9 protein-coding genes are annotated in these 12132 nt (G+C 42.7%); 1 reads left to right on the top strand and 8 read right to left on the bottom strand.

What is annotated here, in order from left to right:
- Window positions 1-17: 17 nt before the first annotated feature.
- Window positions 18-1211 carry an SLC13 family permease gene (locus tag A5295_RS03460; RefSeq protein ID WP_064621705.1) on the bottom strand — a complete coding sequence of 398 codons (1194 nt, stop codon included), beginning with the start codon at window positions 1209-1211 and terminating at the stop codon, window positions 18-20.
- Between the two features lie 255 nt (window positions 1212-1466).
- Between A5295_RS03460 and A5295_RS03455 the strand changes: the two genes are divergently transcribed.
- A complete protein-coding gene (locus A5295_RS03455; RefSeq protein WP_082915474.1) occupies window positions 1467-3218 on the top strand; it encodes an acetolactate synthase large subunit in 1752 nt (583 codons plus the stop codon).
- A gap of 100 nt (window positions 3219-3318) precedes the next feature.
- Here the strand turns inward: A5295_RS03455 and dnaG are convergent, their stop codons facing one another.
- The 7 genes from dnaG to A5295_RS03420 all read right to left on the bottom strand — a co-directional run bounded on the left by dnaG (window position 3319) and on the right by A5295_RS03420 (window position 12058).
- Entirely contained in the window at window positions 3319-5394 is a 2076-nt protein-coding gene (gene dnaG / locus A5295_RS03450; protein ID WP_004108387.1) for a DNA primase, read from the bottom strand.
- A 74-nt stretch (window positions 5395-5468) separates the two neighbouring features.
- Window positions 5469-6752 carry a deoxyguanosinetriphosphate triphosphohydrolase gene (locus A5295_RS03445; RefSeq protein WP_004108389.1) on the bottom strand — a complete coding sequence of 428 codons (1284 nt, stop codon included), beginning with the start codon at window positions 6750-6752 and terminating at the stop codon, window positions 5469-5471.
- Between the two features lie 62 nt (window positions 6753-6814).
- Complete coding sequence (gene alr / locus A5295_RS03440) at window positions 6815-8194, bottom strand: alanine racemase (protein WP_033888457.1); 1380 nt, start codon at window positions 8192-8194, stop codon at window positions 6815-6817.
- A gap of 85 nt (window positions 8195-8279) precedes the next feature.
- The gene (locus A5295_RS03435) at window positions 8280-8819 is read right to left on the bottom strand and encodes a hypothetical protein (protein WP_004108394.1); all 540 of its coding nucleotides are present in this window, start codon (window positions 8817-8819) and stop codon (window positions 8280-8282) included.
- 63 nt (window positions 8820-8882) lie between these two features.
- Entirely contained in the window at window positions 8883-9377 is a 495-nt protein-coding gene (locus A5295_RS03430; protein ID WP_033888458.1) for an S-ribosylhomocysteine lyase, read from the bottom strand.
- A gap of 117 nt (window positions 9378-9494) precedes the next feature.
- The gene (locus tag A5295_RS03425) at window positions 9495-11177 is read right to left on the bottom strand and encodes an ABC transporter ATP-binding protein (RefSeq protein ID WP_004108398.1); all 1683 of its coding nucleotides are present in this window, start codon (window positions 11175-11177) and stop codon (window positions 9495-9497) included.
- Complete coding sequence (locus A5295_RS03420) at window positions 11174-12058, bottom strand: ABC transporter permease (protein WP_082915472.1); 885 nt, start codon at window positions 12056-12058, stop codon at window positions 11174-11176. Before A5295_RS03420 ends, A5295_RS03425 begins: the two co-directional genes overlap by 4 nt.
- Between the last annotated feature and the right edge of the window lie 74 nt (window positions 12059-12132).

Here is a 12132-nt window from a genome sequence, read left to right as displayed (position 1 = left end):
CGTTTATATAAAAATTGTTATTCAATAATCCACGCAAGTGACATCAACACTGCAAGAAAGAACACATTGACAATAGTATACGTGAGCAAATAACGCCCACGGTAATGCGAATACTGGTGCGTAATTCCCTTATAAGAAATAAGCGAAGCCATAGAAGCAATCAAAGTACCCATTCCACCAAGATTCGTGCCAATAATAAGAAGCTTCCACTGATCACAGAATCCAGAAAGCAGAATTGTCGTTGGTACATTACTAATAAATTGGCTTGAAGCAATAGAAACTTCCATCGGATGCGCACCAACCCACATTTGCGCAAGATCGCTAAATCCAGAAACTCGGCGCATATTGCCAATAAAAACAAAGAACATAATAAACGTGAGTGGCAAAGCCCAATCTAAAACACGGAATACGTGGCGGTCGCAAACAAGAAAAGCTGCAACCATAATAAGCACCATAATCCAGTCAGGAATCCATCCACTAACACCACACAAGCAAACGACAAACAGCAAACTATAAACAGCAACACGCCAGCGAGTAAAATTCATGCCGTAACCCATAACACGAATTTCATCAGGCTGCGGATGACCATGCGAAGGAGCCAACACGCTTTGTTCAATATCGTCACCATGCAAACCTGCAAACTGGTCAACTGTGCGCGACTTAAAGAATACGAATGCAAATACGATCATCAACAGTGCTGCTGTAATCGTATAAGGAGCCATAATCTTCAAAAAATCTTGCGTAGACATATGAGTCAACGCCTTTAAATACAGATTGTGAGCATTGCCAATAGGAGTGAGCATACTTCCAACATTGGCACCAATGGTCATAAGCGTAATTACAAGAATTGACTGCTTTTCAGCATTCGCCATTACGAGCACAGATAGTGCAAAAGGCACAAAAGTAACCAAAGCAACGTCGTTCGTAATCCACATTGCTGAAAAGAATGTTAACGACATAAGCACGAGCACCAAGCCGCGCTCAGTGCGCACATGCCTTAGCAAACGCGCACCAATAGATCGAAACACACCAATGCGCTGGAATCCGCACACAACCATCATAAGACACACTAATTGCGAAATAGTGTTGACATGAATATAACTCAAATATTGCGGATCTGGAGGTACAAAAAAACAAGAAATAACCGCTAAAATTGCGGCAACAATAAGAATGGTTTCACACTTGACCAGATTCAACAGCCAGCGCTTCATCATTCCTCCGTAACGCAATAGACACAATGGTTCTATTGTACTAGAAACCCAGTCCTACAATCAGGTTAAATTCCCGACAAAATCGTTGCAATAACAATAAATTAGCAACTATTAATAGCGTGATTTAGCCTAAAGTAGCTAACACAAAATTCCGCCCTTTTTTATGACACGCGCATCGCAAAAATTGCGTTTAAAGACAAGATTGCGTATATCATATTAAAACAAAGAATTTGTTGTCTACACAAGAAGCGAATTATGGCAGAAATAAACAAAACAGAAGATCAGAAGCTTGAACAAAAACTTGCTCGTCAAAAGCATCTTCGTGAAAACCACAAGCGCAATACTGCAGATTTAGTTGTTGAATGCTTGGTAAACGAAGGCGTTGAAGCAGTATTCGGTATTCCAGGTGAGGAAAATATTCCGCTTCTTGAAGCAATTGAGCGCGATGGACGCATTCGTTTTGTGCTTACTCGCCACGAGCAGGGTGCCGGTTTTATGGCAGCAACATACGCTCATATTACTGGAAAACCGGGCGTATGCTTGGCAACTCTAGGTCCTGGCGCATTGAATTTAACGCTTCCTGTAGCTCAAGCAAACGCAAGCACTACACCGCTTGTAGCGATTTGCGCACAAGGTAATGTTTCTAGGCTTTATAAGGAATCTCACCAAATTATTGATTTGGTTGCGCTCTTCCAACCGATTACGCAATGGTCTTCTATGATGCTTGCTCCAGAATCTGCGCCGGAAATGGTCAGAAAAGCTTTCTCTATTGCCGGTCGCAACCGTCCGGGAGCCACGTGCCTTGTTATTCCGGAAGATATTAGCGAAATGCCAGCACCTGACGACGCAAAACCTCTTCCACTTCCTCATCCTCTGCATATTATGCCAGCGCCCGACACTATTGAAGAAGCTGCTCAAATTATTAGTAAAGCAAAGCAGCCTATTATTTTAGCTGGAAATGGTGTTGCGCGATCTCACGCAGAAAATCAGCTTCTTGCGTTTGCCGAGCAGCTTAACGTGCCGGTCGCAACTACTTTTGAAGGAAAAGGCGTTTTCCCAGATAATCATCCGAATGCGCTTGGAGTCGTTGGATTTATGCATCGCGACTACGAAAACTTCGCTTTTGACACGGCTGATTTGATTATTGCCGTAGGTTTTTCAATTCAACAATTTGATCCTAAGAAAATCAACCCGAATATTGATAAAACTATTATTCACATCAATACTTTTGTGGAAGATACCGACGCGCACTACCCTACTGCGCTGAACATTATGGCGAATATTGGCCAAACGCTTAAAACTCTTACTTCGGTATTAAAGGATCGCAAAATTACTTTCGACGTAAGTCACCCTCGTATTCGACAACTTCTTACGGAAGAATTACATTCTTGCGAAAACGACGAAAGTATGCCAATGAAACCTCAGCGCGTAGTTTACGATATTCGCCGCGCTGTTCCTGAAGGAACGAAGGTGCTTGTAGATACGGGCGCTTTGAAAATGTGGATGGCTCGCTTGTACCCAACTATGCACCCGAATACTTGCATAATCGACAACAGCCTTTCTACTATGGCTTGGACACTTCCGGGCGCTGTTGGAGCTTCGTTTATTCGAGATAATTCCGGCAAAATGAACGCGAAACCGGTTTTGGCTGTGATGGGCGACGGAAGCTTTATGATGAACGTGCAGGAAATTGAAACTGCAGTGCGCGTTGGCAGCCGAATGGTAGTTCTTGTTTGGGAAGATAACGCTTATGGCTTAATTAAGTGGAAGATGGAGCTTCATGCAGGCGAGCACGAATACGTTGATTTCCATAATCCGGATGTGCCAAAACTGGCTGAAAGCTTTGGCGCGCGCGGTCATGCTGTTAAAAAGCCGGAGGATTTGTACAACATGTTGCGTGAAGCGCTGGATCAGGAAAACGGTGTCGATGTGATTTCTTGCCCAGTCGATTACAGCGAGAATATGAAGCTTATTGAAAAGCTCGGCGATATTGACTTTAGTAACTGAGTTTCAATAAATTTTTGCAGACAAAAGGCTACGTAATCACACTAGATTACGTGGTCTTTTGTTTGTTAGTACAGTTTTGTACAAAAGATTGCATGAAAGGCTACATGATTTGCGATTGTAAGTTTTTGCGAGCAGCTTCCATTGAAGTAATTTTTCCTAGAAGCTCAAGCTTTTCCTGACCATCCTTGAGTTTCGCCATACGCACTCTAGCAGCACCGATTCTACGCATATAACCGATATCAAGAAGGCGAATAAGCAGCTCGTTTGCATACTTACTTTCTGCACTCGTAGCTTTCCGCAAAAAATCTGAAGGAGATCCGTTCGAAACTTGCTGATTTTGTCGATTGCCGGTATCTTCCAATGTATCTGCAGGAGAAGGAAGCGGCAACGGCATTACAGAAAGTTCTGTAATAACGGATTCAAGCAAAGGACCTGCAGCTTTTGTCATCATGTGCAGCCACAATCCTTGCGAAACATTGCCAACCGGCAATCCACCTGCAGCTACAAATGCCTGAAACAGCGTACGAAATACTGGTGTAATAAAATTATTCAAAGTCAATTGCGCAAACAATTTCTCATCAAAAGCAAGCGGAACTTGCAAAAGTAACGCCATAAATTGTTGTTCGCACATAAATACAGCATCATCCACACGATAATAATGCTGATTTTTAGCAGAACTTTTAATAATTTCCATGCGCGAAGCTTTAAAACCTGCATTACGATCGTCATGAATTTGCTGACCAAAAGGCGGAATAACGTTATGCTTTTGCGCATAAGCATCGTCGTCACGCACTTTCAAACGTCTACGCGCAGACTCAACTTCATTGCGCATAACAGCTAAATCAACGCCAATTGAGCGCACGGCTTTGCGCATATACAAGTCAAGCAGCGAACGGTCTCGAATTTGCGCAATAAGAGGAGCGACAGCCTTTATAGCGCCCATTTGACCAGTAGTGTACGAAGTCTCAAAACGATTAATTACTGTGTCAATAACGAAATCGTATAGCGGACTTGCATGTGCAACAAGCGAACGCACAGCCTCATCACCGCGCTGAATACGCAAATCGCAAGGATCGAGATTATTGTCTGCTACAGCAACAAAAGTTTGCGTCAAAAACGCAGAATCCAAACCAAAAGCGTGTAGCGCAGCCTTTTGACCTGCAGCATCACCGTCGAAAGTAAAAACGATGCGCGAACTTACAGACTGTCCATCTACCTTCAGCGGACCAACAAGCTGAATTGCACCCAAAGAATCGTCTGCAATAAGGCGGCGCACAATTTTTGCATGCTCAACGCCAAACGCAGTTCCGCAAGTTGCAACTGCAGTATCAATACCAGCTAAATGGCATGCCATAACGTCCGTGTAGCCTTCGACAATTACAACTTGACGCTTTTTTACAATATTTGCTTTAGCTAAGTCAATTCCGTACAAAACTTGCGTTTTTCGATACAGTGCAGTATCGGGAGTGTTAATATATTTTGCGCTAATGGAGTCGTCGTCATAAAGCTTTCTTGCACCAAAGCCAAGAGTTCGACCAGTCGAGTCGCGAATAGGCCAAGTTAAGCGACCGCGGAAATAGTCATATATTCCGCGCTGACCGAGTCTAGCGAGACCAGCATCAAGAAGTTCTTGACGCGTAAAACCTTTATTTGCCAAATATCTAACTAAATTATCCCAGCCTTTAGGCGCGTAACCACAAGAAAAACGCGCACTTTGTTGCGGAGTAAAGTTTCGCCCTGCAAGTAATTCGCGCGCAGGAGCTGCCTCTTTAGTGCCGAGATTTGAAACGAAAAACTTTTGCGCTTCTTCATTTGCTTCTAAAAGCCTGGCTCGCTTAGAACCGCGCGCTTGAGAATCATTATTTTGCTCCTGCTTATAATGCATCTCAATGTGATAACGATCTGCTAAAAACTCGACCGCTTCACGAAAATCAATATTCTCTTTTTGCTCAACGTACTTAAATACATCGCCGCCAGCGCCGCAACCGAAACAGTGCCATACTCCCAAGCTTGGTCGCACACTAAAACTTGGCGTTTTTTCATCGTGGAATGGGCAAAGACCTACAAAAGTGCCAGTTCCGGAAGGCTTAAGCGTCACTGTTGCAGACACAATGTCATACAAATCTGCCGCAGCGCGCACGCGCTCAATGTCTTCTTTCACAATCATTCCAACCATGCTATCTAGCTTATCGCAAATCTGCGGCGAGTGGTAAATTTCTTCGCCAGTGCTGGAAACTCCTAGTGGATTCGTTAGCACAAAGCCGCGTGAAGAGTTGTAGCAGAACCGTCTGTAAGACTTGCTACTTGGTCGATTGCAACACGAAGACGCTCATCATCGTTAGTGCACTCGTTCCAATCTCCCACGAATACTTCCTCCATTGCATCGTGCGAGCGCGGCGACTTGCTCATAAATACTTCTACTAAATCTGTCAAAATTTTCTGTTCGCGCTTATAAACTTCACGCTCTCGAGGGGCGATTATAAAGTGCACAGCTAAGCTTTTCAGCATCACAATTTCGTAGGAAGTATTTTCCGGAATCACAAGGTTTGCTCGGTAGCGAACAAGCGGACCGTTGCCATAACGCTCACGCGTAGCGTGCTCAACAGAGCTTGCAAAACGACCAATAAGAGCACTAGTAATATTTTTCAACTGCGCTAGCGCTCGACGAGAACCGTCGAAAGAATTAGGAAACATGTGAAGCGAGCGCAAACGTTTCAAAGCATCCAAAAGTTTATCTACATCCCAACGCTCACCATACCATGCGTGGGTTTCTTCAATAACTTCATCTACAACTTTTGAATCTGCAACTAAAGCCGGATTAAAAGCGCCGGTTACAATCGCATCCTCAATATCATGCACACTGTAAGCAATGTCGTCTGAAAGATCCATTATTTGACATTCCATTGGTTTTGCTTCGCATGGAGCACCAATTTTCAGCCATTCAAACACATCTCGATCATCCGGATATACACAGAATTTCAAATCACGCTCGCCTTTATCGTGCGCTTTTGCTTCTTCTAATCCCCACGGATACTTCACTGCAGCATCTAATGCTGCGCGCGTAAGATTTACTCCTGCACTACTGCCGTTTTCACGAAAAACTTTCGGTTCCAAGCGCGTAAGTAAGCGAAGAGTTTGTGCGTTTCCTTCAAATCCACCAATATTTTTCGCTAATTCTGCGAGTGCGCGTTCCCCGTTATGACCAAATGGTGGGTGCCCTAAGTCATGCGATAAGCAAGCGCAATCAACAACATCTGGATCGCATCCAAGCATTGCTGCAATTTGCCTACCAATTTGCGCAACTTCCAAAGTATGCGTCAATCGAGTGCGAGCAAAATCATCCGAACCTGCAACTAAAACCTGGCTTTTTGCACCCAATCGACGAAGCGCAGACGAGTGTATGATTCGCGCACGATCTCGTTCAAAAGGCGTTCTCACACGAGTGTGATGAGGCTCACTCGCCCAGCGCTCAGTATCATGCAAATTGTATTCGCCAACGATCTCATTATCCGATGCAATTACTTCGTTGCACATACAGCACCTCTTTTATTTGCAATTAAGGCTATTATTAACCTTCTAAAACAAGCAGTAACAAGTTATATAAGACTTTTTGCGTCCAGTTTTGCAATATCGCTAGAAGATAGCACTTCGTAAGCGTTGCGGTAAAGCCTCGGCACGCGAGCGCCAATTCCAGTCATAATTTCGTAGCTGATTGTTCCTGCAGCTTCTGCCCAATCGTCTGCAGTAGGCTCGGCAAATTCCAAGCCTCTTCCAGGACCAAAAAGCGTTACAGTATTGCCTTCCAGAACACCTAACTCTGAAGCATCGCCTTTTAAATCAACTATGAACTGATCCATGCAAACTCGCCCAGAAACGTTCACAATTCGAGCACCATTCTTTGTTTCTACTCTAACCGGACCGCCTGGCTTATTAACATGACGCGCACCTTGCATATCGAATCCGGAAGCAGATCGCAAAATGCCGTCAGCGTAACCAAGAGGCACAATAGCAGTACTCGTATTATTTGGAGTTAAATACGTGCGTCCGTAGGAAATTCCATGCCCTTCTTCTACAGTTTTTACAGTTCCAAGTTGCGCTTGAAGCGTCATAGCAGGCTGCAATCCGTAGGTTTGGGAATTTCCCATTGCAGGATCCGGCTCGTAGCCGTACAAACCAATTCCTGGACGAACAAGTTCAAAACGAATTTCAGGACGGTTAAGCGTTGCAGCAGTATTCGCTAAATGGCGGATTTTAGGAGCAACCGATGCTTCTTTCATGCGTTTCGTAAACTCGTGGAATTGTTGGATTTGACGGTCGGTTGCATCTACAAATTCTGGAACGTCAGGAGAATCTGCTACAGCTAAGTGACTCCATTGGCCAATAACCTCGATTACGCCTTCACTAGAGTATTGTTGCAATTTTTCTAGAGCGGCACAAAAACCTTCTGGCGTAAAACCGTTTCGTCCAAAACCAGTATCGACTTTTACGTGCACGCGAGCAGGTTTACCTAACTTTCGTGCAGCAAAAGCCACAGCATCAAGCGAGTCAATAGAGCCTACAGAAATATCGATATCTGCTGTAATCAAATCTGCAAATCTCGTAGTTGGAGCGCTAGTAAGCCAAGTGAGAATATGACAACGGCTAGAATCAATACCAACTGCACGCAAACGTAACGCCTCGTACGGTTGAGCTGTGCCAAGCCAAGTAGCGCCTCCAGCTAAAGCCGCGAGCGCACTAGGAATAAGCCCGTGGCCGTATCCGCCTGCTTTTACGACTCCCATAACTTCCGGCGCATTCTGACCAGGCTGCAAATCTTGCGAAACGCGCGCAACCAAAGTGCGCATATTGTCTCGAAGCGCCTTCAAATCAACAATTACCTGCCCAGGGTATACGCTTAACGCGCGAGCATAGTTTGCTTCTAACATTGCCGCATTACTTGCACTATTACTTGCCGCATTACTTAAATCTGTACTCATAACTCACCTAACCGATTTAGTATGCTTTTAATGCTACATGCTCTTTTGCATACTCTCTATAAGCTTTTTAAGAACACATGCGCATTCATATGACATGATTAAGCGTTTGCAACCATTGGTATGCAATACGTACTGCACTGTGTGCACGATCTGGAATAACGACCAACCCACAACGACTAAAACCCGCACGCGTAATTACTTTTTGCATAATCACGTTATCTGGATGCGTGTCAATGCGCACATTATTATAGTTTTCTTGCACCCAATGCAAGCACGCTGTTGCCATTTTGGGTTTTATTCCTGAAGATGCTAAGCGGTGAATTGTTACATAAGGAGAAATATCATCAAGCCACGCACCGTCAATACTGGCATACACTTCATCAACACCTTCGCATAATGCGAATTGCGCTAGAATACGCTCGTTATGCGATTCTGGATCCTCGTCAACAATCAAATAGAAACGTTTTAAACGAATATCCTCAATAACACTTGAAACAAGTGGAAAACTATTCCCCCACTGATGAGGATTGCCTGTAACACGCATAAATTTGCGAGCATTTTCATAAATATGCTCAATATTTTGCAAGTCACCAAGAGTTGCTTTTCTTAATGTTATATCTTCCATGCCAACCTCTAAAAGAAACCAAATAAAACTACGCAAAATTACGCAAAACTAGCTAATTATTACTTACACAAGTTTGCGCTCAAAAGGATTCGAGCTAATTCCCTTCGCTAGAATATCTTTACACCATTGACTAGCACCAAATAAACTGTGGTCTCTATAGTTGCCGCAAGATTCAATAGTTGTTGCAGGAACATCATCCCAGGTGGCATTAAACGCAATAAACTCAAGAGATTCCTTTAAAGCAAGTGCCACATCTTCTGTGCTGTGTTCGCCCCAAGTTAGCAGATGAAAACCAGTTCTGCAACCAAAAGGCGAGCAATCAATATAGCCATCAATACGCTCGCGAAGTAACACTGCAATCATATGCTCAATTGTATGCAAAGCTGCAGTAGGAATCGCTTCCTCATTAGGCTGCGTTAAACGAATATCATAGTTGGAAATAACATCCCCATTAGGACCTTTTTGCGTATTGATATAGCGCACATAAGGTGCTTTTACTTTAGTATGATCTAGTTCAAAACTTTCTGGTCTAGGTCTAGACGCATCCTGCTTATTCATAAGTATTCCCTTCACTTAACTACACAATAAACAACGTACTCTTTAACGTACTGAGTACTTCTATAGTAGACGGTAGTCGCCTAATTAGTTGAAAGATTTATTAGTTGAAAGATTTATTTACATGATTGCTGCGTTTACAAGAGCACGAGTGTAGTCATTTTGTGGATTATTGAGCACATCATTTACACTGCCACATTCCACAACTTTTCCTTCATTAAGAACAATAACTCGCGTTGCTAAATGACGGATCATACCCAAATCATGACTTACAAATATGCATGACATGTTTTTGCGCTCAGAGCGAATGGATGCAAAAGCGTCTAAAATGCGAGTTCTTTCAGCAACGTCAATTGCACTCATAGGCTCATCAGCAAGCAAAACTCGAGGATTATTGATTAATGCGCGAGCAATACAAACACATTGCGCTTGACCGCCAGAAAGCTCGTGAGGGTGACGTTCCAAAAAATCTTCAGGTTTTAAGCCTACTAATTTCAGCATTTCACAAACACGCTGTTCAATAGTTGCATCGTCTATTTTAAGCGATTTTCGCCATATTCTAAGAGGCTCAGCAACACTTTTTTGAACTGTCCAGTGTGGATCCAATGCAGCAAACGGATGCTGAAATACAAGCGACGATTCGCGTCTCATAAGCGTACAAGCATTTTTATTTACTTCTAATAAATTTGCATTATTTACGATTTCACCGCAATAAGTAACGTTACCTTCGCAAAGAGTTTCAAGCCCCAACATAGCGCGTATAAGAGTTGTTTTGCCGGAACCAGATCCGCCAATAATCGCCAAAGATTCGCCAATATTAAGATTTAAATCTACACCGCTTAACACTTCAGCACGAGTTTTTGCTCGACCTAAAGTAACGTGAATATTTTTTGCATTTATAAGCGAATTTTCTTCACTGTTGCCAATATGGGAATTAAATTTCTTAAAATCAGCGTTTTCAGAATCAACGTTTGCAGAACCAGTATTTGCAGAACCCACTTTTGCAGAATCTAAATTTTTAGAACCCAAATTTTGCGCTCTAAAAGTCAACTTTTTAGCAGCACTCACTAATTGTTTAGTAGAAGAAATACGCGGATTATCAAGCAAATTCTTAACATTTTCACTATCGACCACACGCCCAGAATCGAGCACATAGCAACGATTAGCAGCATGCGAAAGCACAGAAAAATCGTGCGTTACAAAAAGCATTGAAGCGCCCATATCATCTACAAGTGAAGCAAGCATTCGCACAACTTCACTTTGTGTAACCGAGTCAAGCGCAGTAGTAGGCTCATCAGCCAAAATCAGACGCGGAGAGGTAATCAAAGCTGTAGCAATACCAACTCGCTGCTGTTGACCTCCAGAAAGCTCAAACGTGCGTTGAGATGCGAGATTTTTCGACAACCCTACTTTTTCAAGCATCATGCATACTCGATTGTGAATATCGTCATCATCTAGATTGTAATGTATTCGCAAAGGCAAAGAAATTTGTTTTTCAACGCTTAACATTGGATTAAGTGCTCTATTAGCTTGCTGAAATACTACACCAACGTATTTTCCACGAATAGAAGCTAAATTTTCATCTTTTGCTTTCACTGTTTGAAGATTGCCAAGCATACAAGAGCCTGAAATTTCAGCATTTGACGGCAATAATCCAGTTATAGCTCGAATTAGCATAGATTTGCCAGAGCCAGAAGAACCAACTAAGCCAACACGCTCACCGTCAGAAATCTCAATTGATACGTTGTCAAGAATTAGTTTTCCGCCAAGTTTTAGCGTGAGATTTTGAATATTTAAGCTCATTTTTCCCCTACTTTATTCGCACTTTTTGATGAAGGATCTAAAACTTTGCGCAATACGTCACCAAAAAGATTAAGAGCAACAACAACCACAGTCACAATCAAACCTGGCCAGACAACCGATAAAGGATTTACGTGAATTAACGAAACAGAAGTAGCCAACACGCGCCCCCAGCTAGGAACTCCAGCAGGAACTCCAATACCCAAGTATGTTAAGCCACTTTCAGCCAAAATAACAGTTCCTGCAGAAAGAGAAAGCTCAACAAATGCAACAGGAATAATATTTGGTAAAACATGATGAATAAGAACATATTTACGCGAGGAACCTTGCAAAACAGCTGAAGTCACATAATCAGATTGCAACGCAAGCTGCGCACTAGGTCGTACAATACGTGCTAAATTCAAGCCATAGCCAGTTCCACAAGCAATAACAATCACAACAACACTAGCTCCAAACGGAACTGCAAGCATAAGCGCAATTAAAACAGTTGGAATAGAAATCAATGCGTCAACAGACATAATGCTTATTGTGCGAACAATTTGTGAACTAGAAATCATAAAGCTCAAAACAATAAACCCAACACAAGCAGCAACTAGAACAGTAGAAAAAACGAGAATCAGCTCAATTCTTGAACCTGCCATAAGCCAACTAAGCATATCCGAACCAGTGCCGTCCGTACCAAGCCAATGCGAAAAAGACGGCTTCTGCCATACTTTAAAACCGTTAGTTTCTAAAAGTGAGTACGGAGTCCATAAAAGCGAAAGCAAAGCAACAAAAAACCATATTGCAAACGTTAAACACACAAATTTACCGAAAGTAGCATTCCATACGCGCTTACATAAAGTAGATTTTACTTTGATACTTTTTTTAGACATATTGCACATAAAAACTCCCTTATTCGCATGTTAGATTCAACAATAGGAAATTAATTCAAACTATCTTTAGATAACCTAGGATC

Origin of the sequence: Gardnerella sp. 26-12 (assembly GCF_001660745.1) — a bacterium.
In the GTDB taxonomy this organism is placed as follows: domain Bacteria; phylum Actinomycetota; class Actinomycetes; order Actinomycetales; family Bifidobacteriaceae; genus Bifidobacterium; species Bifidobacterium swidsinskii.
Note: the sequence above shows the minus strand (reverse complement) of the source record. Positions and strands in the feature narration are given on the sequence as shown.

What these genes read in the sequence shown, in the direction of transcription:
- A5295_RS03460 (WP_064621705.1), bottom strand. Translation starts at nt 1,211, where the DNA reads ATGAAGCGCTGGCTGTTGAATCTGGTCAAGTGTGAAACCATTCTTATT.
- A5295_RS03455 (WP_082915474.1), top strand. Translation starts at nt 1,467, where the DNA reads ATGGCAGAAATAAACAAAACAGAAGATCAGAAGCTTGAACAAAAACTT.
- dnaG (WP_004108387.1), bottom strand. Translation starts at nt 5,394, where the DNA reads ATGGTTGGAATGATTGTGAAAGAAGACATTGAGCGCGTGCGCGCTGCG.
- A5295_RS03445 (WP_004108389.1), bottom strand. Translation starts at nt 6,752, where the DNA reads ATGTGCAACGAAGTAATTGCATCGGATAATGAGATCGTTGGCGAATAC.
- alr (WP_033888457.1), bottom strand. Translation starts at nt 8,194, where the DNA reads ATGAGTACAGATTTAAGTAATGCGGCAAGTAATAGTGCAAGTAATGCG.
- A5295_RS03435 (WP_004108394.1), bottom strand. Translation starts at nt 8,819, where the DNA reads ATGGAAGATATAACATTAAGAAAAGCAACTCTTGGTGACTTGCAAAAT.
- A5295_RS03430 (WP_033888458.1), bottom strand. Translation starts at nt 9,377, where the DNA reads ATGAATAAGCAGGATGCGTCTAGACCTAGACCAGAAAGTTTTGAACTA.
- A5295_RS03425 (WP_004108398.1), bottom strand. Translation starts at nt 11,177, where the DNA reads ATGAGCTTAAATATTCAAAATCTCACGCTAAAACTTGGCGGAAAACTA.
- A5295_RS03420 (WP_082915472.1), bottom strand. Translation starts at nt 12,058, where the DNA reads ATGTGCAATATGTCTAAAAAAAGTATCAAAGTAAAATCTACTTTATGT.